At 63.6% G+C, this 24005-nt stretch carries 21 protein-coding genes; 4 read left to right on the top strand and 17 right to left on the bottom strand.

All coding sequences use genetic code 11. The features are described 5' to 3' along the window. Positions 1–152 precede the first annotated feature (152 nt). Entirely contained in the window at positions 153–599 is a 447-nt protein-coding gene (locus IDT60_RS17235; RefSeq protein WP_164204729.1) for an SRPBCC family protein, read from the top strand. Positions 600–689: 90 nt separating this feature from the next. Here the strand turns inward: IDT60_RS17235 and IDT60_RS17230 are convergent, their stop codons facing one another. The 5 genes from IDT60_RS17230 to IDT60_RS17210 form a co-directional block, all read right to left on the bottom strand. Continuing rightward, a complete protein-coding gene (locus IDT60_RS17230) occupies positions 690–2270 on the bottom strand; it encodes an APC family permease (RefSeq protein WP_191082003.1) in 1581 nt (526 codons plus the stop codon). A 126-nt stretch (positions 2271–2396) separates the two neighbouring features. Then, positions 2397–4061, bottom strand: a complete 1665-nt coding sequence (locus IDT60_RS17225; protein WP_223883778.1) for a GMC family oxidoreductase — start codon at positions 4059–4061, stop codon at positions 2397–2399. Then, complete coding sequence (locus IDT60_RS17220; RefSeq protein WP_191079976.1) at positions 4062–5600, bottom strand: aldehyde dehydrogenase family protein; 1539 nt, start codon at positions 5598–5600, stop codon at positions 4062–4064. 122 nt (positions 5601–5722) lie between these two features. Beyond that, positions 5723–6325 carry a TetR/AcrR family transcriptional regulator gene (locus tag IDT60_RS17215; protein WP_191079975.1) on the bottom strand — a complete coding sequence of 201 codons (603 nt, stop codon included), beginning with the start codon at positions 6323–6325 and terminating at the stop codon, positions 5723–5725. A 68-nt stretch (positions 6326–6393) separates the two neighbouring features. Beyond that, a complete protein-coding gene (locus IDT60_RS17210) occupies positions 6394–7317 on the bottom strand; it encodes a LysR family transcriptional regulator (protein WP_191079974.1) in 924 nt (307 codons plus the stop codon). Between the two features lie 194 nt (positions 7318–7511). Here IDT60_RS17210 and IDT60_RS17205 point away from each other — a divergent pair, with 194 nt between their 5' ends. Further along, positions 7512–7943 carry a hypothetical protein gene (locus tag IDT60_RS17205; protein WP_191079973.1) on the top strand — a complete coding sequence of 144 codons (432 nt, stop codon included), beginning with the start codon at positions 7512–7514 and terminating at the stop codon, positions 7941–7943. 99 nt (positions 7944–8042) lie between these two features. Here the strand turns inward: IDT60_RS17205 and IDT60_RS17200 are convergent, their stop codons facing one another. Beyond that, positions 8043–9485 (bottom strand): SLC13 family permease, encoded by a 1443-nt coding sequence (locus tag IDT60_RS17200; protein WP_191079972.1) that lies wholly within the window; start codon positions 9483–9485, stop codon positions 8043–8045. A gap of 11 nt (positions 9486–9496) precedes the next feature. Beyond that, the gene (locus tag IDT60_RS17195; protein ID WP_164204744.1) at positions 9497–10612 is read right to left on the bottom strand and encodes a PrpF domain-containing protein; all 1116 of its coding nucleotides are present in this window, start codon (positions 10610–10612) and stop codon (positions 9497–9499) included. A 240-nt stretch (positions 10613–10852) separates the two neighbouring features. On the opposite strand from IDT60_RS17195, the gene IDT60_RS17190 reads away from it, so the two are divergent. Further along, the gene (locus IDT60_RS17190; protein WP_191079971.1) at positions 10853–11791 is read left to right on the top strand and encodes a LysR family transcriptional regulator; all 939 of its coding nucleotides are present in this window, start codon (positions 10853–10855) and stop codon (positions 11789–11791) included. Between the two features lie 69 nt (positions 11792–11860). Continuing rightward, on the top strand, positions 11861–12208 hold the full coding sequence (locus tag IDT60_RS17185; protein ID WP_191079970.1) for a hypothetical protein: 348 nt from the start codon (positions 11861–11863) through the stop codon (positions 12206–12208). A 61-nt stretch (positions 12209–12269) separates the two neighbouring features. Here IDT60_RS17185 and IDT60_RS17180 read toward each other — a convergent pair whose 3' ends face one another. The 10 genes from IDT60_RS17180 to IDT60_RS17135 all read right to left on the bottom strand — a co-directional run bounded on the left by IDT60_RS17180 (position 12270) and on the right by IDT60_RS17135 (position 23918). After that, positions 12270–12830 carry a riboflavin kinase gene (locus IDT60_RS17180; protein ID WP_191079969.1) on the bottom strand — a complete coding sequence of 187 codons (561 nt, stop codon included), beginning with the start codon at positions 12828–12830 and terminating at the stop codon, positions 12270–12272. Between the two features lie 99 nt (positions 12831–12929). Further along, on the bottom strand, positions 12930–16016 hold the full coding sequence (locus tag IDT60_RS17175; RefSeq protein ID WP_191079968.1) for an AAA family ATPase: 3087 nt from the start codon (positions 16014–16016) through the stop codon (positions 12930–12932). A gap of 278 nt (positions 16017–16294) precedes the next feature. Continuing rightward, positions 16295–17701 carry an LLM class flavin-dependent oxidoreductase gene (locus tag IDT60_RS17170; RefSeq protein ID WP_191079967.1) on the bottom strand — a complete coding sequence of 469 codons (1407 nt, stop codon included), beginning with the start codon at positions 17699–17701 and terminating at the stop codon, positions 16295–16297. A 61-nt stretch (positions 17702–17762) separates the two neighbouring features. Beyond that, positions 17763–18059, bottom strand: a complete 297-nt coding sequence (locus IDT60_RS17165; RefSeq protein WP_191079966.1) for a putative quinol monooxygenase — start codon at positions 18057–18059, stop codon at positions 17763–17765. Positions 18060–18413: 354 nt separating this feature from the next. Then, positions 18414–20108: a glucose-6-phosphate isomerase gene (locus IDT60_RS17160; RefSeq protein WP_191079965.1), complete on the bottom strand. Its 1695-nt coding sequence runs from the start codon at positions 20106–20108 to the stop codon at positions 18414–18416. 102 nt (positions 20109–20210) lie between these two features. After that, entirely contained in the window at positions 20211–20426 is a 216-nt protein-coding gene (locus IDT60_RS17155) for a hypothetical protein (protein ID WP_164198703.1), read from the bottom strand. A gap of 81 nt (positions 20427–20507) precedes the next feature. Beyond that, entirely contained in the window at positions 20508–21740 is a 1233-nt protein-coding gene (locus tag IDT60_RS17150; RefSeq protein WP_191079964.1) for a nitrate/nitrite transporter, read from the bottom strand. A gap of 65 nt (positions 21741–21805) precedes the next feature. Then, positions 21806–22144, bottom strand: coding sequence for a hypothetical protein (locus IDT60_RS17145; RefSeq protein WP_191079963.1), 339 nt, complete (start codon positions 22142–22144; stop codon positions 21806–21808). Positions 22145–22429: 285 nt separating this feature from the next. Beyond that, on the bottom strand, positions 22430–22927 hold the full coding sequence (locus IDT60_RS17140) for a flavin reductase family protein (RefSeq protein ID WP_164204763.1): 498 nt from the start codon (positions 22925–22927) through the stop codon (positions 22430–22432). 337 nt (positions 22928–23264) lie between these two features. Next, a complete protein-coding gene (locus IDT60_RS17135; protein WP_164204765.1) occupies positions 23265–23918 on the bottom strand; it encodes a GPR1/FUN34/YaaH family transporter in 654 nt (217 codons plus the stop codon). Positions 23919–24005: the final 87 nt, after the last annotated feature.

The following is a 24005-nucleotide window of genomic DNA, read 5'->3' as shown; positions in this document are numbered from 1 at the left end:
GGCGGTTACATGCGCCGAGATCGAGGGAATTTTGAAGGTCTGGACACCGGTGGCCGCCGGATTTATCGTGCAAATGTGGCGGCTGCCTGACTGGCAGGATGGCAAGCTCTGCCGGTCCGCTGTTGCTGCCGTCCGTCATAGGGAGGAAGCAGATGGAACACGTTGAAGAGACCGTTGAAGTCGCAGTTCCGGTGCGGACCGCGTACAACCAGTGGACCCAGTTCGAATCCTTTCCGCAGTTCATGTCCGGTGTGGAATCAGTAACCCAGCTGACCGACACCACCAACCACTGGGTCACCAAGGTGGGTGGCGTTCAGCGGGAATTCGATACCGAAATAGTTGACCAGGAGCCTGACGATCGGATCGCCTGGCGCAGCACCGACGGCAAGTCGCATGCCGGCATCATCAGGTTCACTCCGCTGGATGCCAATCACACGAAGGTCAGAGTCCATTTCGAATGGGCGCCGGAAACCGCCACTGAAAAGGCAGGCGCGGCATTGAAGATTGACGAGATGCAGGTCAAGGCCGACATGCGAAAGTTCAAGGACTTCATCGAATCGCGCGGCACCGAAACCGGTGCCTGGCGTGGTGAGGTCTAGGACAGCGGCCCGATCGGGCAGTTCCAAAAGTGCAACGGTCGACGGCGGCACTCAGGTGAGTGCCGCCGTCGGCCGTTTTCCGGACGGGTGTTACGACGCTTCCGACGCGGGGACCAGGGCATCCTCCGCGGCTTCGTGCTGCGGCGCTTGATGCTGCGCGGCGCCCGACGACGGATGTGCTGCCACTGCCGCGGCGTGCTCTGCCAGCACGCCTGTCTGGTGGCGGATCTTCAGGCGGTAAAGCATGGTCCCGCCGATGATCACGGCGGCCACGAAGATCACGCCGCCCCACTGCAGGTACCACTCGAAGGGCGGCACCGAGTTGTAGATCTCCGGCCGGGGCCAGACCAGGTTCACCGTCATGGCCGCGCCCCACAGGACCGCCAGGATGTTTACTGGCAGTCCCCATTTGCCCAGGCTGAAGCCGGGCTCGGAGCCGTCGTCGGCAAGCGGCCACTTCTTCAGGAGCCGGTTGCGCAGCAGGGGAACCGTGACCAGGAGGTAGGACAGGTAGATCAGCACGATGCTGATGCTGGACAGGATGGTGAAGATGGCGGGCTGCATCACGTTGACCAGAAGGGGGATGATGGCCATAACACCGATCACGATCGCCGCGACTTTGGGGGTCCTGCGGACCGGGTCCACTTTGCTGAGCTGCCGGCTGAACGGCAGGTTGTTGTCCCGGGCCATGGCGAACATCATGCGGATGGCGGCGGCGTGGACGGCCAGGGTGCAGACCACCACGGCCACCACGATGCAGGCCAGGAAGGCCTTGCCGAACGGTCCGCCGAGGACGGAGAGCACGATGTACTGGAGCCCGCCGTCGGGAGCTCCCACCTGCGGGTCCGTCAGGTCCGGTGCGGCCAGGATGCCGAAGAGCAGGATCAGCCCGCCCAGCACGAAGGAGGCGGTGATGGCGCGCAGGATGGCCTTGGGTGCGGTGCGCTTGGGGTCCTTCGTTTCCTCGCCGAGGGAGCTGGCGGTATCAAAGCCGTACATAACGTAGCCGGACGCCATGGCGCCGATGAGGAAGACGCCGAAGAAGCCGAGGTCGTGCCCTTCGCCGAAGCCGGCGGTGTCGAAGAAGACCTCCGGGCCCCGCACTGTGTGCCAGCCCAGCGCGAGGATCAGCAGCACAGCCGCGATCAGCTCCACGAAGACGCCGATGCTGTTGATCCTGGTCATCAGTTTCACGCCGAAGGCGTTGATGAGCGTGGAGATGGTGATCATGATGGTGGCCAGTATTACGCCGTTCATGGCGAAGTCGTAGGGTCCGGTGCCGTCACCGACGAACTGGAACCCGGACCACAGCTGCGGCAGGGTGAGCTGCAGGGCCAGTGCCACTGACCCCAGCGCCATGATGGAGGACAGCATCAGCAGCCAGCCCGCCAGCCAGGACGACGTCCCGGACGAGAGCCGCTTGGCCCAGTTGTAGACCGAGCCGGCCACGGGGTAGCGGCCGGCCAGTTCGGCGAAACACAGTGCCACCATCAGCTGGCCGACAAACACGATGGGCCAGGACCAGGCGTACGCCGGGCCGGCCATGGAAAAACCAAAGTAGAACAGTTGGAAGACGCCGGTGAGGATGGAGATGTAGCTGACGCCGGCGGCGAAGCTGGCGAACTTGCCGATGCTCCGGTCCAGGGTCTGGGTGTAGCCGAACTCATCCATGCCGCTTGAATCAATACTCTTGCTGGGTTCCAAAATGTGAACTCCTAGGTCAGAAAAGTACGCGCGATGCAACCCGCGGACGCCATTGGACGCGGGGTGAAATCAATAGCCTCCGGAACGTGCCCCTCAGGCGAAGGACGGGCTGAGGTCCTCCTCTTTCTTTTCAGCGAGCTTTGCAGCGAGCTTTTTAGTGCCGCCGGTGTGGCCTGCGCGGATCAGATCAGCACAGCGCTCGCCGATCATCATGACGGTGATGTTGGGGTTGACGGTGACGTGTTCAGGCATGACGGACGCATCGGCGACGCGCAGGCCGGTGACGCCCTTGACCCGCAGCTGGGGATCCAGCGGTGACATGCCGTCGTCGTCCGCTCCCATCCGGACGGTGCCCACCGGGTGGTACACGGTGTTGTGGGTCTTGCGGATGTACTCCCGCAGCTCCTCGTCAGTCTGCGCCTCGACCCCGGGCGAGAGCTCGCGGCCGGTCCATGCGGCCATGGCGGGCTGGGCGGCGATTTCGCGGGCCTTGCGGATGCCGGCCACCATAACGCGCATGTCGTGGCCCTCGGGATCGGTGAAATAGCGCGGATCCACCATGGGCTTGTCGCGGAAATCGCGGCTGCGCAGCCTGACGGTGCCGCGGGAGCGGGCATGCGTGACGTTCGGGGTGAGGCTGAAGCCGTTCTCCGTGGTGGGGTAGCCGTGCCGCAGGGTGTTCATGTCGAACGGGACGGAGCCGTAGTGCATCATCAGGTCCGGGCGGTCCAGGCCGTCCTCGGTGGGGGTGAAGATGCCGATCTCCCACCACTGGGTGGAGGTCTGCACCATGGGCTGCCTGGCCTCGAACTGGACCACGCCTTCGGGGTGGTCCTGCAGGTTTTCACCCACGCCGGGGGAGTCCACCAGCACCTCGATGCCGTGCCGGGCCAGGTGCGCGGCCGGGCCGATGCCGGAGAGCATCAGCAGCTTGGGGGAGTCGATGGCGCCGGTGGAGAGGATCACCTCGCGGTGCGCGGAGAGCCGGTGGGTCCGGCCGAATGCGGAGTCCACCACGTCCACGCCGGTGCAGCGCTTTGCCGCGTCGAACACCAGTTGGCGGGCGCGCAAGCCGGTCAGCAGGGTGAAGTTGGGGCGGTCCACGATGGGGTGGATGTAGGAGACCGAGCTGGAGGCCCGGGTGCCATCCGCGCGGCGGTTGATCTGGAAGAAGTTGGCGCCGTTGACCACGGTGGTGCCGGTGTTGAACTTCGCCCGGGGAATGCCCGTCTGTTCGCAGGCGTCCAAAAGCGCGACGCCGGCAGGATCCGCCGGGGGCACGTTCATCAGGTGCACGGGTCCTGAGTCCCCGTGGTGGGGTGCGTCCGGGCCGGCGTCCTCATTGGTTTCCAGCCGCTGGTAGAGGGGCCAGGCGGCATCGGCATTCCAGCCCGTGGCGCCGTACTTGGACTCCCACTCGTCCAGGTCCTCGCGGGGTGCCCAGAAGGCGATGCAGGAGTTGTGGCTCGAGCAGCCGCCCATCACCCTGGCACGGGCGTGGCGCATAAACGAGTTGCCGTTTTCCTGCGGTTCCACCGGGTAGTCCCAGTCGTAGCCGGATTCGAGCAGCTCCATCCAGCGGTCCAGCTGCAGGATTTCGGGCAGGTTACGGTCATCCGGGCCGGCCTCCACGAGGGCCACGGTCACGTCCGGGTCCTCGCTCAGCCGGGCGGCGACGGCGGCACCGGCGGATCCGCCGCCGATGACGACGTAGTCGAACCCGCGCTCGGTGAGGTCCTCAATGTTGTCGTAGTGCATCTAGTTCTCCTTGCCGTGGTCAGCAAACCAGCCGGTGACCTGCGGGCTGGTGTTCTGGTAGATGTGCTTGGCTTCCTGGTATTCGGCCAGGCCCGTGGGACCCAGCTCGCGGCCGACGCCGGACTGGCCGAAGCCGCCCCACTCGGCCTGGGGAAGGTAAGGGTGGTAGTCGTTGATCCAGATGGTGCCGTGCCGCAGCCGGGATGCCACGCGCTGCGCCTTGCCGGCATCCTGGGTCCAGACCGCGCCGGCCAGGCCATAGACGGTGTCGTTGGCGGTGGCCACCGCCTCGTCCTCGGTGCGGAACGTTTCCACGGTCACCACCGGGCCGAACGCCTCGTCGGTGACCACGGACATCCCCCGGGTGACGCGGTCCAGGACGGTGGGCTGGTAGTAGAACCCGCCGTCGTACTTCTCCCCGGCAGGCGCCGCACCGCCGGTCCGCAGCCGCGCACCCTCCTGGATGCCGCGCTGGACATAGGCGTTGACTTTGTCGCGGTGTGCCGCGGAAATCAGCGGTCCGGTTTCTGCGGCGTCGTCAAAGGGGCCGCCCAGGCGGATGGTTTGCGCGCGGCGGACCAGCTCGTCCACGAAGCGTTCGGCGATCGATTCCTCCACCACCAGCCGCGCCCCGGCGGAGCAGACCTGCCCGGAGTGGACGAACGCGCCGTTCAAGGCGTTGTCCACGGCGGCGTCGAAGTCCGCGTCCGCGAACACCACATTGGGGTTCTTCCCGCCGAGCTCCAGGGCCACCTTCTTGACGGTGCCGGCGGCGGCCGCCGCGATCCGCTTGCCGGTTTCCAGCCCGCCCGTAAAGGAGACGAGGTCGACGGCGGGGTGCTCCGAGAGCGGGGCGCCCGCCTCCGCGCCGGCGCCGGTCACGAGGTTGGCGACGCCGTCCGGCAGGCCGAGGTCCTGCAGCAGCTGCATGGCCAGGATAGCGGTGGACGGGGTCAGCTCGGAGGGCTTGAGGACGAACGTGCAGCCCGCGGCGAGTGCGGGTGCGATCTTCCATGCCGCCTGGAGCAGGGGGTAGTTCCACGGGGTGATCAGGCCGCAGACGCCCACGGGTTCGTAGACGATTTTGCTGACGACGGCGGTGTTCCCGGCGTCGACGATGCGGCCCGCCTGCTGCCCGGCGAGCCTGCCGAAGTACTCGAAGCAGGCGGCAATGTCGTCCATGTCGATGCGGCTCTCGACCATTCGCTTGCCGGTGTCCAGCGACTCGGCGCGGGCGAACTTTTCCCGGCGTTCGCGCAGTCCGGCGGCGACCTTGAGCAGGAAGGTGCCGCGCTCGGGTGCCGGGACGTTCGACCAGATTCCGGAGTCGAAGGCTGCACGGGCTGCGGCGATGGCGCGTCCGGCGTCCTCCCGGCCGGCCTCGGACACGGTGGCCACCAACTCGCCGTCGGCGGGGTTGCGGATTGCACGCACGGCGCCGGAGGCGGCCGGCTCCCAGGCACCGTTGATGAACAGGGTGGATGCTGTCTCGGTTGTTGCGGTTCGAATGACGTCATGGGCTGGTGTGGCGTAAGTCATAGGAAGGACAGTAATGCAGATTGAACGAGTGTTCAATGTTTTTTTGAACACTCGTTCAATGCTACGAACTCGAACTCAACGTACCCGGTGCGGGTGGTTCAGGGCCGGTGCAACCCGTAGACCTAGACGGTGTGGTCGTGAAGCGGCGCGAAGGCGATTTCCTCCGTGCGGGCGATGCTTCGCTGGATGGCGGCCTCATCCACGCCGAGAAGCGCCGTCAGCCACATGCCGTTTTGGATGACCACAATGTCAGCCGCCCGCTCCCGGCAGACTTCCCAGGAAAGGTCGGGCTGGGCGTTGGAAACGAGGGCAGCGAGGCCGTCGAGATAGCGGTCGAAGGCCTCGGCGTTGATTTGTGCATAGCCCTCGTCCGCCTGGGCGAGGGCCCACAGGTGCAGGCGGAGGGACAGGTAGCGGGTGGTCAGCAGATCGGCGGCCGCCACTCGCCGCAGGGCCTTGCGCAGCTGTTCCTCGGGGCCGGATGACGGGTCGGGCGCCACCAGGAGAAGATCGTGCTCGTCCACCCGGCGCAGGGCTGCCCGGATCAGGCTGGTCTTGTCGTCGTAGTAGTAATTCACCAGGCCGAGCGCGACGCCGGCCTCGCGGGCCACGGCCCGCATGCTCACACCGGAAATCCCGTGGCGGGACAGCAGATCCAGCGCCGCCTCAAGAATGCGCGACTGTCTGTCCATCTGTTCACCGGAGTTCACGGCCTTGGTCCCCATCTGGCCAGACTATTGCCTAACCCGTAACGAGTGCACTTTCGGGGGACGCATGACCTTGGTGCGGCCGGTCAGGATGCCGACCGGGTGTCGAAGGCCGCCGCCGATTCCCGCAGCAGGCGTGCCACCGTGTCCACCGGCGCGCTGGTTGACCGCCGCCGGTCGAACCGCCGCAGGACGATCCGCCGGGTTCCGAGTCCGGGGACGTCCAGGATGTCCACGCCGTCATGGACCACGCCGCTTAAAGCCAGCGTGGGCAAGATGGCTATGCCCTCACCCGCCGCGACGAGTGCCAGGGCGGTCAGCGTTTCCTGGTACTGGTGTGCCGTGTCCATCGGGGCGCCCGTTGACCGGCGGAGCCGGCCGAGCACCAAAGCGTTGGCCGCTGTGGACTCGACGCCGAGCCACGGAAGCGGCAGCCGGGCAAGGTCGATGTTCTCGGTGGTGAGCAGGGCTCCGGAGGGAACCACCAGCTTCCACGGTTCGTCCAGCAGAGGCTCCTCGGTCATTCCGGCGGAGAGCAAACGCGGATCGGCCGTCGTCGAATCATGCTCGACCACGACGGCGTCGAGCTGGCGCTGGCGGAGCAGCCGCATCATGGCAGGAAAGTCGTCCTCGACGATCCGGATCTGCAATTGCGGGTACTGGGTGCGCCACTCGGGCAGGCGGGGGATCACCACTGTCCGGATGAAGCTGGTGAACGCGCCCACGCGCACCACTCCTGCCACCGTGGCCCCGCCTTCAATGCGGGCGCGGGCGACGCTGAGTGCGCGTTCGATTTCCTCGCCGGCTTCCGCGACGGCCAGGCCGGCGGGTGTCAGGACTGAGCCTTTGGGCGTGCGCAGCACCAGCGCATGCCCTGTCTCGTCCTCCAATTTGTTGAGTTGCTGGGACACGGCCGACGGCGTGATCCCCAGTTCGTCAGCCGCCGCGAGCACCCCGCCGGTGCGGGCGATGGCAAGGAGAACACGAAGCCGGCGCGGATCAATTTCCATGTTAAGTAGTTCTAAACCATCTCTTCAGAAGAATGCAATTGCCCTACAGTCATCGCGTCCTCATAATTGCTTTTGAAAGCCAAAATCCGGGGACGCCTCAGCCAATCGGCAACAGCCCCGAAAAAACAAAAATTCAGCCCGTCATCTGCCCTCCACCCAGGGGTGCAGCAGGGCACCACCCCTGAAAGGACATCATGGAAGTACTGTGGGAAATCGCCGGCTGGACTGGCGCGGCCCTGATTCTGAGTGCGTACCTGTCGGTGTCCATGGGGTGGCTGAAGGCCGGCAAGGGATTCCAGGCAGCCAACCTCGTCGGTGCCTGCGCTTTTATTGTCAACGGCACTGTCCACGAGGCCTGGCCGTCAGTCGTCACGAATGTCGCCTGGTTCGTCATTTCTGCCATAGCGCTTCTTCGCATGCGCGCCACGAACGAGGCGCCCGCAGCCGCAGTGGAGGCACCTCAGGTGCAGTTTCCCGGCGTCCCTGACACGACCGGCCAAATTGCCGTTGTCGAGGCCATTACCTCTGCCGTCCACGGCGACGTCGCCGGACGGTCGGCTGAGTGCCAGACGAGCCTGCGTGAGGGACGGGTCAGGGACACGTCGGTCCTGAGCGTGCAGCACTGACTGAGCGGGCTTCGCCGAACACCAGAAGGCAGGACCCTTTCGGGTCCTGCCTTCGTCGTGTGCGGGCGCGCGCTCCTGCGTCCGGCGCGGCCGGAGAACTCACATGATGCCGGTGGGTACCAGCAGTGCCCAGGCCAGGGCCGGAGCGGCCAGCACCACGCCGCCCGCGTACATCATCAGCTGCTTGTAGACGCGCTGCCGGTCGTCCTCACGGGCGTTGGCCACCACCAGGGCGCCGTCTGTGGAGAAGGGTGAGACGTCCACAACAGTGGCGGCGATGGCCAGTGCAGCCACTGTCCCGGAGGCACTCAGCGAGCTGGTGGCCAGCAGCGGTCCCGCCAGCGGAATGAACGCGGTGAGCAGCGCCGTCGAGGACGCGAAAGCCGAGCCGACGCCGATGACGTAGCAGAGGACCAGTGCCACCAGCAGCGGGGCGCCGAGTGCCAGTGCCTGCTCGGCGAGGGTGTCGATGACGCCCACGTGCTGGAGGAGGGACACGTACGTGATCATGCCGGCGACCAGCAGGACGGTAGACCAGGAGACGCCGCCGATGAAGGTGCGGTGTTCCTTGATGTTGACCAGCGCCAGGAGAAGACCGGCGGAGAGGGCCACAAAGCCGATCGGCATGTGGAAGCCCAGTGCGCAGACCAGCAGGGCGCCAATCAGTGCGAGCGTCAGGACCTGCTGGCCGTGGGGGCGGCCGGTGGCGGCCGTTTCAAGGTCGGCGTGCTGGCCGTCGCCGTCGCGCAGTTTGCCCAGCAGGGCGAACAGCACCACGGTGAGGACCGAGAGGATCAGGTTGATGGCGAAGCTGGCGGTGAACAGGGCGCCCTGCGAGATGGGGAAGCCGTTCTTGACAGCGATGTCGTGCACCAGCACGCCGGCCACGGAGAGCGGGGAGAACCCGCCGGCGTGGGCGCCGTTGATGATGAAGGCGCCCATCAGGACCGGGTGGATCCGGGACTCGTAGGCCAGGCCGATGGCGGCCGGTGCCAGCAGGGCCACGGCGGCGGGGGAGAAGGTGCCCAGGGCCGTGAGGGCTGCGGCCATCAGGAAGAACACCCAGGGGAGCAGGAGGGTTTTGCCCCTGACGAGGCGCGCACAGGTCTGGACGATGATGTCGATGGTGCCGTTGCGCTGCGCCATGCTGAAGAAGTAGGTGACACCAATGATGGTGATGACGATGTTGGCCGGGAAATCCGCGAGGATCTCCTTGTCCGTCATGCCCAGCATGAAATAGCCGACGCCGAAGGACGCCACCAGCCCCATCACGCCGATGTTCAGGGGCCACTTGGTGGCGACCACGAACATCACCACGAGGATGATGAGCGGAATGATCTGTATAGCGGTCATGGTCGGCTCCGGTTCCGCGGTGGGCGCCTGGTTGAAGATGCCTCCCGCCAGAACGAGGGCCACCAAACCAAGGAGGGTGATACCGACCACCGCCATCAGCAGGATACGGCGGCGACGGGCCGGGCGCCCGGAATGTTGGTCCTGAGTCTCTTCCACCGTGCCGGTGGTGCGTTCCGCAGTCTTAGTCATGGTGGTTCTCCTCAATGAGTGGCTCCCGCGAGGTGGGCTTCGGCGGCGCTGCCGAGGGCCTCGGGGAGATGGATGATGGTGGTGGCGATGGTGCGGGCCGTCCGGTCGACGCCCACAAGAAGGGTTCCGTCCTGGTCCTCGGTCCAGGTCTCGATGATCCCGGCTGGGGTCCGCAGGGTCAGCGTGGCTCCCAGGGTGTGGCCGGTGATGGCATGCAGCACCGTGCCCGGGGTCCGGGCTGCCAGGGTCAGGGCGATGCTGCCGGTGATAGCCAGTGCCGGGTGGGGCCGGCCCATGGACAGCATCATGACGTTCAGGTCACAGCCGGTGTCCGCGGGGCCGGGGGCGGAAGCAATGGCGAGCTTGGGGATGGCCCGCGCCGCCGACGCGGTGGTGGCTGCCAGTCCCATGCGCACCGCCGCCTGCCGCCGGATCTGCTCCAGCGTCTCCAGCTGCAGTTCCACGCCGGCCAGCCAGCTGTCATACCGGCCGGCATCCAGGCCCAGGTCCTCGGCTCGGACGATCACCACGGGCGCTCCGGCGTCGACCATGGAAACTGTCCAGCGGGTCCCCCCTGCGGTGATGGTGTCTGTCGTTGAACCGCTGGGAAGCAACGCTCCGGTGGTCTTGCCGGCGGGGTCCTGGAAGCCGAGCCCCACGCGGTAGCCGGGGAACGGCACTCCGGGCATCTGGGCATCGGGAACGATGGGCAGGGCGCCGGCCGGGGTGGCCACGCGCTGGACGATGATCTGGCCCGTGTTGGTGTTGCGGGTGACGATGCGGGTGACGTCCCCGCTGGGGACCACCCATCCTTTTTCGATGGCGTACAGGCCCACTACGGCCGAGCAGTTCCCGCAGTTGCTGCCCCAGTCCACGGCGGCTTCTTCGATGCCCACCTGTGCAAAGGTGAAATCAACGTCGATGTCCTCCTCGGCGGGGCGGTGCAGGATCATCGCTTTGCTGGTGGTCGATGTTGCGCCGCCAACGCCGTCGATCTGCCGCGAGTCGGGGCTACCGAACACCCGGGGAAGCAGCGAGTCCAGGCTCGTGCTGTCGTTCAGATGCCCGGCTTCGAACACCCAGCATTTGCTGGTGCCTCCGCGCATCCACTCCGCTTCGATCTTCATTGGTCTTCCACATCTCCTCTGTGCCTCGGGTTTCTTGAGGGGCCCTGATAAGAGATTGATCCAGATCACAAATTAAGACAATGTTCAATAATTGAAGGGGGATGTAGGATTGCTTCAATCACTGCGGTTGCCTACGCAAAGCGGCCTCATTCGGGGTGCAAATCTGAGTTGGCCGCCCCAAATGGCCGCACTGGCAGAGTTCCTGCAGGAAATTAACCAAATCAGCTGAGGGGTAAAGCGATGCTTCACGATGACGAGCAGCATCTTTTCGATATGCGGCGCCTGGCGCTGCTGCTGGAGGTGGTGGAGCAGGGATCGATCACCGCTGCGGCCGATCTGATGATGTACTCGCCCTCTGCTGTCTCCCAGCAACTGCGCAAGCTCGAGCAGGAGGTGGGACAGCCCCTGCTCAACCGCCGCTCCCGCGGTGTGGTGCCCACCGAGGCCGGGCAGGTGCTGGCCGGCCATGCGCGCCAGATCATCCGGCAGATGCGGGCTGCCCAGTCTGACCTGGACCAGATCGCCGGCCTCAAGCGGGGCGCCCTGACCGTGGGCACTTTTCCTACGCTGGCAGGGTCCTTCCTGCCGGTCGTCATCCGCGCCTTCAAGAAGCGGTACCCGGCCATCAGCCTCTCGCTGCGCAGTGCGCGCTTTGATGAACTGGTGGCGGACCTGCAGTCAGGGATCACCGGCCTGTGCCTGCTGTGGGACTATCCCTGGAACAGGTTCCATGACGACTCCATCCGGGTTACCGAAGTCTTCCAGGAGAGCACGGTGATCCTGGTGGCCGGCAGCCACCCGCTCGCCGGCCGGGAGCAGGTGAGCATGGAGGACCTGCGCGGCGAATCGTGGATTGTGCGCGCGGAGGCCCACCCCGTGGTGGAGGTGCTCCAGCGCTCCGCCCACGACGCCGGGTTCGAACCAACCATCGGTTTCCTCGCCAACGATTACCAGGAAGCGCAGGCCATGGTCAGCGTCGGCATGGGAGTGGCCATGGTGCCCAAAACCGCCGTCGCCCTACAGCACCCGGACGTCCGTGTGCTCAGCCTCGGCGACGCTGCCCCGCTGCGCCGCATCCTGCTGGCCCAGCGCCAGGACAAGGTGTACGCCCCGGCGGAGGTGGCCTTTCACTCCACGCTGCTCGAAATCGCCCGCGAACGGGCCGGCGACTACCTCTAGGTTCACGGCACAGCGAATAATTCGGGATTGGCCCGTGTTCCAGTGGTAACCCATAGAAAGAAGGAACCGATGACTTCCCCCAAGCATGCAGAACTCGCCGATGCCCGCGACCGTGCCCTTGAGGTGCGTGCGCTGTACGAAGTTCTTGAACAGCGGCTGAACGGCAGGGTCTGGTCGGACCACGAGCTGATGCTGGGTTTCACGAACGACGTCGGCTACATCGGGCGGCTGCTGCTGGCACGCGAAGGCACCTGGCAGATTGAAGGGGACGCCACCGCGGAGCTTGAGCACAAGCTTTCCGACTCGCTCTGGTGGATTTTCGTCCTGGCGGATCGCCTGGGCATCGACATGACCGCTGCCTACAACGAGACCATGGACAAGATCCAGGCCGGGCTGGCCGGAGCTGTCAACGGCTAGGCGCTCAGGCTTCGGACCGGCCGGGAGATCCGACGGTGGGGTAGGCCTGTAGCAGGCACCCCTAGCTGTGCAGCGGTAGAAATTCGGACAGCGAAGCGCCTCGATCGGGGAGCCTGTGGCCGAGGGCGATGGGGTGAACGGTAGCCAGGGGGTTGGAATGCGAGCGGGTGGGTTCCTGTTCTGCCCGGAGGCAGCCCCCAAAGCCTGCTTGCCGAGCCCAGCTTCGAACCCGGGCTACGTCGTCCTGGATCTGGTCCACGAGTTCGGACGTGCCTGAGAACTTGCGTTGGGGCCGGATGAGGAGGCGAAGCGTCACCACGACGGTCTGCCCGTACAGATCGCCCGTGAAGTCCAAGAGGTTCGCCTCCAGGAGACTCTGGCCCCGGGAGTAGTACGTGGGCCGGTCGCCGATGGATATGGCAGCCACATGAAGGGCGCGGCGATCGGGTGAATCGAGGTGAACCGTGCCGGCCCATACGCCGTTGCGGCCGCCATTTGGTGGAATAGCAATATTGGCTGTGGGAAAGCCCATCAGGCGTCCCCGTTGGTCGCCATGACCAACCACCCCAGTGATCTGGAAATAATTGTGGTTCCGTTGCTTTGGAAACTCCAATGTACGCACAGCAGCAGTCCATTCAGTCGGGTTATTTCACTTCAAACTTCGGGCAAATGACTAAGTTTTTATGTAAGGGATGAAGAACAGCCTTGGGAAGGCTCGCAGTTACTCCCCATACATCAGGTTGGTGAGAAAGCCGAAGAGGCCGGGGTCAGGGGTTGTAGACCTTTTGCTCGTAACCCGGGTCGGTTTCGTCTCCAGATCGCAGAGTTCCACGTGACGGGGCATGCCGAGTTTCGCGTAGACAGCGCGCGCCTCCTGCAGATACGACTTTGCCCGGGCAGAGGATGCTGCTTCGCCAGTCTGAAGCAGCATTCTCCCGTGAAATCTCAGGGTGTGGGCACGCTCCACGACGTGGGGCATGGTCTCGGCATCACGACGTGCCTCCCGAAAGTACTTTTCCGCGCGCGCCCAGTCGCCGGCCGCTGCAGCGGCAATTGCCGCTGAACGCTTGACTAGGCGCCCACCCCGGAATTCGATACAAACGACCCCCGTCCGCTGAATGCATTGTTCGATAGCAGGGAGCAGTGCGGCGGCCTGCTCCAACTCTCCCAATACGACTAAACCTTCAACCGCCGTTAGCGCCGCCACCCATGAGCCACAGGTGTTGGCCCGGTCCAGGTGCGGCAGAGTGTTTCGGTGCTTTTCAAGCAAACCCATGGCAGCTTGGGAATCGCCCATGTACGCGAGCAACTCGAACAGGGAAGACCATCCCCAGCCGACCATTCCCGTGTCCGCCTCTGTTTCGAGCGCGGCTGAGTAAGCACCCCTTGCTTCCTCCCATTCGCCGGCGAGGAATTTGGCCAACCCAAGCCATGCGAGCGAATGCTCAGGCGTTGCAAGCCCGACGGCCTTGCAGAATGCGAGGTCCTTCCGGGCGAATTTCTCCAGGGCGACAGGGCTTCCCTGCTCAAAGAATTCGACCATGGCGTTCATCCGGGTGTGCTGCTGTTGGGCGGCGTAGTTCCCTACCCGAACCGCGAGTGGGGCCAGTTCAGCGCCTACCTCACGGGCTGCCTCCAGGCGACCCAAACCAACAAGCGTGTAGTTCAAAAAGCCGAGCATGCTCGTCAAGGTCCAGACATCGTCGGAGCCGCGGAGTATCTCAAGCGCCTCATAACCTGCCGAGGCTGCATCTTTATGCTCAAGGAACGCGGGGAGCTGCATCGCGCGTATGGCCAAGGCATGTCCTTTCAGATCCGTATCCTTGAGCCGGGAAGCAATGGCCAACTCTTCGTCGATAGCCTTCATGCTTGAGCCGTAATCACCGCTCCAGGCCTGGGCAAAAGACAACGCGCCCAGCAGCCTTCCCCGTTCTGCGCCCTCGTGACCGTCAAGCATCTTTAGTCCATAAGCAGCTAAATCGAGGGCTTCGGGCATCCGGAAAAACCAAAACATCGTGTGTGTGGCTGCGCGGCACGTGCGGGAAATGGCTTCCAGGTCTCCCACTTCTGCATAAAGGTCCAGCGCGTTGCGTAACGAGGCCACAGAATCGGGCCAGCGGCCAAGTGTTCGCAACGTCAGGCCACGCTGGAACCAAAGTTCGGCGCGGTCAAAGGCCTCAGCCGCATCGATGTATTCCAAAGCCTGGTCCAGAAAGCGAAGCCCCTCTTCCGCCGCGGAACTGTTCAGCGCGGCCCGGCCCGCCATGGTCAGATAGCGGACAATATTCCGGCGGTCTTTGATTTGTCCTGCCTGAACCAAATGCCAGGCAATTTCATCGGCCCGCATTTCCAAGGCTTGAGGAAAAAGCTGCTCCAACGCTGTGCCGGCTGCAGCATGTATTCGACGCACGCGGGCCGGCGACAGGCTTTCAATGATTGCCCGACGCACGATGGCGTGCACAAATTCATAGCGTTCAACGGCGTCGGGAGAAGCGGCTGTCACGTCATACAGAAGCTGCGCCTGGGTTGCCTCCTCCACTCCTTCCAGAAGAGTGAAATCGTCAACTTCAGCAAGTTGCTGCAGCACGCTGAGGTCAAATTCCTGCCCCAGTACGGCGGCTATGCCGAGCAGGGTCTGAGTCTCTTGTTTGAGCCGCCGAACACGTGCAGTAACGATGTCCTTCACTCCGTGAGGAACGTCTGCATTGCCCGCCGATTTCGGTCCGCTGCCTTCTCCCAGGCTTCGGATCAGCTCTCCGGCGTACAGCGGATTTCCCCGTGTTTCCGAGTAGATGTCATAGGCCAGGCTTTCAGAGAAAGTGTCATCGCGTGACTGTGCCGATCCGTCATCGGAAGCCAGCAGTTGAGCGACCTCGAGCCGGTGCAATCCGCCCAATTGAATCTGAACGGGCATTGCGTCCCGGCGCAACCTACCCAGGAAGTCGATAAGGGCATCTGAAACGTCCCCGGGGCGAAGAGTGCAGATAATCATTGTGCGCTTAAGCGATTCCTCCTGCATCAGGTGCTTAAGCAGCAGGAGCGTAGGCCCGGGAGCCCAGTGCAGGTCATCGAGTACCAACAGCATGGGTGAGGAAACCGAGGCATGGCGGAGGACGCGAGTGACGGCGTCGAAGAGTCGCAGCCGGGTAACGTTCGGGTCGGTGCGCACGGCATCAACCGGGATCCCCGGTAAACGGATGCCGGAAATTGGAATGATCGTCTCCAGTTCGGCGGCTACGTCACCAAGCTCTCCCGCCAAACTGGCGGGATTGCTTGCACGGATATACGGGGCAAGGGCGTGGCCGACTGCTTCAAAAGGACCTGCCACGTCTTCGTCGCAACGTCCATGCAGCACGAGCGGGTCGTCATTGACCAACAGTTGCCGCACGAACTCTGCCACCAGCCGGCTCTTTCCGATGCCAGCATCGCCCGAGACCAGCACGAGTCGCTGTGCACCCGCTTTGGCCAAGTCCCACTCATCGTGCAGTTGTTGGAGTTCCGGAAGCCGGCCGACAAATTCACCTGCCTTCGCCATGCGAAGCAGTGAAGGGGGAGCCTCGAGTCGTAACGGTCCGGCATTCTCAGTGGCCCGGACGGCAGCTAACAACCCTGAACGGGACGTGACGTCAAACTTCGTCAGAAGGTTGGAGACATGGCTTTCGACCGTTCGCACGCTGATCCCCAACGTGGCTGCGATCTCGGCGTTGGCCAGATGATTAAGAACGGCTTGGAGGACCTCCCACTCCCGGGAGGTGATGCCCCGGTCTACACACGACTGAGGCTTTGGTTGCTTAAAATCTACCGGCATTTACGGATTCCTCTCTGAACCCCAAAGTGTGGCAGTGCAACTTCACGATCAGCCGGTCTCCTTCGACCGGCCCTCGCGTAGTTCGATCTGATCGCAATACTTTACCTACAGGTGACCAGGAACACCCGGCCTGTCCACGGCGTGAACGTTCCGGCTGCGCTAGAATCCGCGAACCGCGTCGTTGAACCCTGAATTCAGGGAAGGAATGGCGGCCGCCGACCCGCAAATCGGAGGCCGCCGTTCTCATCCTTTTCAGCGGCGCAGTTCAGGTGACCTCATCAGGAGACTGACGCCGCCACACCCAGCCGGTAGTTGGCGCCGGCGTGCTCTGAGGGGAGCCGGGCGTCGCCTGTGAGACGTTCACGCAACGTCATCACTCCCTCAGCGGCGGGGTCCTGCGGGACATGGCCCCGCTTGCGCAGTTCTGGTACCACCAGCTCGACGAAGTCCTCCATCGTCCCGGGTGCAATGACGCGGCCAAGGTTGAATCCGTCAACATCCGCGATCTCCATCCATCGCTCCATCTCGTCGACGATGGTTGTGGGCGAACCGACCACTGACGCGCTAAATCCGCCAATGCACAGCCATTTCGCCAGCCGCTCTTTTGTCCAGACAACCTCGCTGTCCACGCCGGTCAGCATGTCGATCATGGCCCGGATAGCGTCACTCTCGATGCTCTCCAAGGGCTGGTCCGCCGGCGCCGAAGACATATCAATGCCTGTCCATCCGCCGAAGAGGGTCAGTGCGGCGTCAGTATCTGCGTACTTGTAGAAGTCCTCAAGCTTGGCCTGGGCTTCCTCGTCCGTCGGTGCCGTGATGGGGGTCAGCATCACGATGACCTTTACGCTGCGCGGGTCCCGGCCTGCCTCGGCCGCCTGCTGGCGGACCTTGTCGACGGTTGGCCGCAGCTCTTCGGGGCTTGTGCCGATGACGAACACGGCCTCGGCGTGCTTCCCCGAGAACTCCATACCCTTTTTGGACGTGCCGGCCTGGAACAGGAACGGAGTACGCTGCGGACTCGGCTGACCGAGGTGGGCGCCGGGAACCTTGTAATACTTACCCTCGTGGTTGATGTCATGGACTTTGGACGGATCCGTGAAGATGCGCTTTTCTTTGTCGAAGACCACTGCGTCTTCGTCCCATGAACCTTCCCAAAGCTTGTAGCAGACCTCCATGAACTCGTCCGCCACCGCGTAACGCTCGTCATGCGGGATCTGCTTGTCGAGCCCCAGGTTCTCTGCTGCGCTTGCCTGGTACGACGTCACGATATTCCAGGCGACCCGGCCCTTTGTGATGTGGTCCAAGGTGGTCATTGTCTTGGCGAAAGAATAGGGAAGTTCGTAAGTCAGTGACTTCGTAACCCCGAACCCGAGCCTCTCCGTCACAGCTGCCATTGCTGAGATCGGGATCGCAGGGTCTCCCACAGGTGCCTGGGCGGCGGTGCGAAGTGCAGTGTCCCGTGATCCGCCATAAACGTCGTAGTAGCCCAGGACGTCTGCAATAAAGAGGCAGTCAAACCCGCCGCGTTCAAGGAGCTTCGCCAGGTCGGTCCAGTAGTCCACGTCCATATAGCGGTGGGTCTGGTCGTCGGGGTGCGTCCACATCCCGGGGTTCTGATGCCCCACGCAGTTCATGTCGAATGCGTTCAGAATCATGCGCTTCTGGGGGTTCTGCTTATTTGCCATGTCTATATCCTTTTACGGTTTAGGGGTATGTAGATAAGGAACGGTTTCGGGAGCCAACGATTTAGGTAAAGGCCAGGACCTCCACGGGCTGAAGAGAAGGTGCGGAGGCGAGAAGCTCATCCGCCCTCGCTCCAAGGGCTGTGGCGACCTTGCCGGCCAGGTGCGCCTGACGGCCTTCCTCATGCGGAAAGGTGTCATAAATTCCGAACTGGCTGGCATTGATCCGGAAGGCATACCAGGTGGACGTGCCGGGTTCCTCAACAACGAGGTCCTGAGCGGACTTCAGGAATTCGGACAGTTCGGACTCTTTGCCGGGTTTCGCCTCAAGCATCACCAGTAAGCCAACAGAGCTCGACATAACTTCCTCCATCATCTTCGACGTCACTGTGATGCCGATCACTGCCCAACTTATGTTCAGCGGGTGCTGCCCTACATCCGTGCTCAACACTGAATTCACCACGGGTATCCGTACCGACATCTTGCGGAGTTGCCGCCGTGCCGTGCCCGGCTGATGCAGCGTGATTGGTGGACGGCAGCCTGACAGAACCCCGCTGGACAAGATTTGGGGATGTCCTTTCGTGCAGTGTCCTGTGCCCCTGCAGAAGATCGAGGAGCCCGCCGGCGGCCGCGCGGGCAGAACAGCCCTCGGACGGGCTGCACGAGAACGGGGCGCCCGCTGTGCGGCGGGCGCCCCGTGCCATTCCTGGCGGGTTTAGCTGTCGGTGAGGGATGCGGACTGGGCGGCGACAGCGGCGATGATCTCCTGCAGCTGTGCAACGCCGGCGGTGCGGTCGGTGAGGTGCAGGCGCAGGACCGGGCGGCCGTGACCGGCCAGGACCTGGGCGTCCCCGGCGGCCTGCGCGGAGATCAGTTCCCTGAAGGTGAAGGGACGTTCCGGGATGGCCAGATCCTCGGCGGGTGCCGCGGTGACCTGGAGGAACACGCCGATCGCGGGGCCGCCCTTGTGGAACTGCCCGGTGGAGTGCAGGAACCGCGGTCCCCAGCCAAAGGTGACCGGGCGGCCGCTGGTGGCGGCGAGCTGGTCCCGGATGCCTTCCAGCTCGGCGAAAGCCAGGCGGTCGAAGTATGCCTGGACACTGAGGTAGCTCTCGTCGTCCAGTGTTCCCAGGAGGGCACCGACGGCTTCCTCGGCCGTGTGGGCACCGCGGAGCCAGTCACCGCCGCGGACCTCGATGGCGCCGTCCACAAAGGCGGCCAGTGTGGGTTCGGGCTGGGCGTCCAGCAGGCCGCGGGCGGCGACCTTCGCTGCCTCCACATCCGGCTGGTCGAACGGGTTGATCCCCAGCAGCCGGCCGGCGACGGCCGTGGCGAATTCCCACACCATCATCTGGGTGGCGAGCCCGCCGGCGATGGCCGCCTCGTTCTCACCGAGTTCGACGTCGGCATCAGCAGCAACCAGCCGCACCACCAGCACATCAGCGGCACCGGAGCTGACCTCGGGCGCCGCCGGGCCGGCCACGACCGGCAGGACCCCGGTGCCGGACTTTCCGGTGGATTCGGCGATGAGCTGTTCGGCCCAGTCGGCGAAACCCACAATCCCGGACCCGTCCTCGGCAATGACGATCTTGTCCCGCAGCGGGCTGGTTCCGCCCAGGGCCGCGCCCAGGGCCAGACCGATGTTGTCCGGAGCATCCTCGTTGAGGATCTCGGCGGCTTCCTCGGCCTCGTCCAGGAACGCCTGGATATCCACGCCGGCCAGGCCCGAAGGGACCAGCCCGAACGCGGTCAGGGCCGAGTACCGGCCGCCGACGTTGGGATCCGCATTGAACACGGCCCGGTAGCCGGCCTCGCGGGAGGCCTTATCCAGCGGGGAGCCGGGGTCGGTGACGATGATGATCCGGCTCTTCGCGTCGATCCCGGCCGCGGTGAAGGCGTGCTCGAAAATCCTGCGCTGCGAATCAGTTTCCAGGGTGGATCCGGACTTGGACGAGACCACAATCGCGGTCTCGGCCAGCCGGTCCGCGAGGGCGGCACGGACCTGATCGGGATCCGTGCTGTCCAGCACAGTCAGCTCGACGCCAGCGGTACCGGCGATAACCTCGGGAGCCAGCGAGGATCCGCCCATGCCACAAAGCACGATGCGGGACACGCCGTCGGCGTGCAGGGCATCACGGAGCTCAAGGATCCCGGGCACCAGGGCCTGCGAGACGGTAGCCGCCTCGACCCAGCCCAGGCGGACAGCAGACTCGGCCTCGGCCTCCGGACCCCACAGGGTATGGTCCTTCGCGAAGATCCGGGTCGCAATCCGGTCCGCCACAAGAGTGGGCAGATGCTGCTCAAGTGCCTGCTGCGCGGCACCGGTGGCGTCGTAGCCCGGGCCCCGGGAGCGGCGATCAAGACAGATGGCGCTTCCGCCATCCGGGAGTTGCTGCGCCTGGGTGGTCATGGTGTTTCTCCTAGATATCTGGTGAGGCCGCAGACCAGCGAGGAAGTCCTGGCAGCACTGTTGCCTTTAATGTCGATGGTCAGTGCAGCGATTGCCTGGCAGTCACGAGAGGATCTGCTCGCGGGTCTCCCCGAAAGGAACTTTGTTGCTGAGCGTGAGCGTGTATCGGCCAGGATGGTGGCGGGTCACGAGGATTCCGGACTGGCGGTGGGTAACGGCCGTCTGCCGGAGCGCGGCCTCGGCACTGTTAAGTAGCTCGTATAGACGACCGGGCTCGGTGACAATGATTTCCAAATGTTTGGTGGCTTGACTGCGCATTATGTGAATTCCCTTCCTGGCAGATTGGTCTCCCACCTCGCTTCGTTGAGGGCGGAATGAAGGTTCAGATCGAACAGAGTGTTATTTGCGCCCGCCCGCAAGCAGGGACGATGCCGGGTCACGTCGAAGCAACCACATGGCCAGGCAGCCAAAAAGCGGACCCAGCGCGAGCATCGAGAACCCGATTCCCCAACCCAGATGATTGACGACAAATCCCATGGACTGGATTGTGACGAGGGTTAGTGCGAAGCCCATGCAGATTTGTATGGTCAGCATGGTGCCCACCGACTCGGGGGGTGACAGTTCCACGACGCACGCTGAGAATTGAGCAGAGTCCGCAATGATTGATACTCCCCAAACCATGGCCACTATGAGAATCAGCAGAGGTGGCCCGCCAAAGAGCCAGCCGACAGTCAGCGCGCAGGCACCACTGATTGCCATGGAATAGATGGTTACAGCGGTGCGGCCAAATCGGTCGGCCAAACGTCCTCCGATCAGCGCACCCAGGGCGCCTGCGGCAATGACAAGGAAGGTGGCTGCGGGGGCGAGGCCCGGTTGTTCAACTCCCCGGGCGTCCAGTGATGCCCGGAAAAACAACCCGATCCATGCCCACATTGCGTACAGTTCCCACATATGGCCCAGGTATCCCAGGTTGGCCAAGCGGACCGGCCGTTTGAGCCAGGCAGCTTTGATAGTGCTTGGATCGAAACGTTGCGCCCGCTTGAACGCAGGTCCGAGCTTCACGAATTTGACCAGGCACGCTGCCGAGAGGGCGGCAATCGACGAAGCTGCATAGACGAGTTTCCAGTCCCAGGCGGCACCGATGGTGAAGAGATGAGGCAGGGCAGAGCCTATTGTCAGTGCTCCGACCAGCAAGCCGACAAGTTTCCCCAGATCATTGGTGGCCCAACTGGCCACCATGCGCATACCCACGGGGTAAATTCCTGCCAGGGCCACTCCGGTGAGGGCCCTGAGAATGAGCGCTTCGGTTCCTACGGGCGAGACCACAAGCAGGGCCGCGGTAGTCACGGCTGCCACCGCCGCCGACGCTGCAAAAAGGTTTCGGGGGTCGAATCTGTCTGCCACATTGAGAAAAGCACTGAGCAGGGCACCGACAACGAACCCCACCTGCAGCACGCTGGTCATCAGTGCCATTTGGGTCTCGGAAATGGGTTCGAGAACCGCGATGCTCGGCAACGCAGCAGTCGAGGCAAACCAGACGGCCAAGGTCAGGACCTGACAAAGCAGGATGAGGCGAATAGATCTGGTGCGCCCTCGAACTTCTACGGGCAAGGTTGCTTGTTGGAGTGCCATTCGTATCCTTCAGTCATTCGACGGGGAGGTGCGCCTGGTTTCATCGCGGGAACGGGCTGGACCGTTCACGCGGCCAATATCGCGCCTCGGCCGGCCGTGTTGAGTATCAATTCCCGCGACTTTGCGGGCGTTGAAGCGCTTGCTTCCAGAACGGGCGCCAGCCACTCAGCGCCACCATCGAAGCGCCCGATCCTGGGTTTTTTGACCCAGCGGTACACCGAGTACTCAGGCCCAAGGGCCAATCGCCGCTGATTGGTTTCGACTATGTAGACCACGTGCTGAGTGCTTTGCGAACCATGAGGGACCTCGACCATGGGGCCACACCGAATCGTGAGGATGTCGCGGACGGCGAGGCCGGTTCCGCCATGAAGCACGTCGATGCACTGCAGCAATTCGTCGTCCAAAGCTGATGCATGGCCCGCCCGGGGGACGGAGAGAAGCTGCCACGGGGTGCTCCCCGTTGAACCATGCGCGGACTTTTTGAAGAGCCCCACCCGGCCCCTCCACGTGAGGAGAATGTCCAGGTGCACCGCACTCCCTCTCGACGTGCCGGCCCCCGGTGACACCTGTTCAACAGGCGCCAGGCCCTGGGCCCGGTCATCTGCGACCGTTGGCGTGTTCATCACATTCACGTTCTGCGGAAGGGTGCTAATCACGGTTCTCATGCCTCTCATTCGTCGCGGTGAGCGCTAAATGCGGTCCCAGCGGCCCAAAGCCGAGCGGTGGAGTACCAGGGGCATGTGCAAACTATGAGCCTGGAAATCCTCAATTTTCAGCAGAATAAGAATGTGGTCGCCAGCATCGACCTCCTGGTAAATGGAGCATGTGAGCCACAGGGGAGATCCGGAAATATAAAGATCATTCTGTTCACCGGAAAAAGTCTCTACGCCGTTGAATCGCTTTGATTTATCGCGTGACGCGAGTTGGCGGCAGACCGGGTTATGGTCTTCACCCATTACCGAAACGCCAATGAGAGGTGCATCTTTGATGCTCGGCCACGTGGATGAAGATTTTTGAACGGAGAACAGAACGAGCGGCGGTTCATAGGAAATTCCGACCGAAAAAGACGAAGCAATGAGAACCTGCCGCTCACCCTTTACCGTCGCCGAGAGGGCTACAACACCGGCAGGAAAATGAGTAAGAGCCTCCTGGAGGAGAACACCGTTGTCAGCAATTTGTGCAGTCATGATTCTTCCTTTCAATGGTTTGGTAAGGATGGAGCCACGCATTTAGCGCTACAACAATTCCCTTTCAGTGTGGATTGCGTCACAGGGCTGTGCATCCGTGGTCATTACGGATTTCTCCACGGGAGGCGGTACTGAGTGACCTGGATACGCGTAAGCGGATTTGTTTTGCGAGGGCGGCGTGCCGCAATGCAGCCGACGTCGAGCTCAGGACGTCAACCCGTGAGTGCCCGCCGGCCTCGATGGGGGCAGCGCAGCAGACCCCCGGCCGCGGGCCCACAGGGGGCGCGGCCGGGGGTCTTCAGTGCTGCTGTGCCTCGCTATACCGAGACTGAACTGCTTAGCGCACGAGCGGGCGTCCTTGTGGCAGCCCGCGGCCACCGGTTTGGCTCCACATGACGTCGACGTAGAGGTAAACGGCCACTGCAACGAAGGCGAACGTGAACCAGCCTCCGAGGTTGGTCATGCCCGCGTCGCCCTGCAGGGTGCCCATGAGAAGCAGGGCGAGGGCGATATCGACGAAAACGAGCATCAGGGTGGAGCTCCAGGGAAGACGTAATGTCACGAAAGTGAGCATCACGAATATGAACAGCCAGCAGGTAAGCCAGAGGGCTTGCGCATTGACCATCTGGTCAGCGGGAATGCCGTACCAGCCATTGATGAGTCCGAGTGACAGTGCGCCGTAGGTGGCAAAAAATCCGAAGAAGAGGACGAAGATACCCGCTGACGTGTTCTGGCCGAGCGCGCAGGCCCAGACCGTGGTCAGCAGCAGACCAACCGCAGAGGCAGCGATCACCGTGGGTAAGGCAGCGGCTGCTGCACTGGCGGGTATGAATCCGGTGTTGACCAGGCCCAGGCCGAATGCTCCGGCAACAGCCATGGGGATGCCGACGATGCCGGGTGCCCCTGCCAGCGGACCGGTGGGTGGAGGTGGTGGGGCTGTGGGTGTTGTGGCGGTGAGGATTGGGCTTTCAATGACAGAGGTGCTGGACATGGCGGGAGAACTCCTGTGGCTTGAGAGAGGGCGGGAGGTTCAACGAAGTCGGATTGTGCAGGCTGAGGGGGTCGTGGGCGGTGACTG

This window comes from Pseudarthrobacter sp. BIM B-2242, assembly GCF_014764445.1.
GTDB classification, from domain to species: domain Bacteria; phylum Actinomycetota; class Actinomycetes; order Actinomycetales; family Micrococcaceae; genus Arthrobacter; species Arthrobacter luteus_A.
This window is presented reverse-complemented; position numbering and strand designations above follow the sequence as displayed.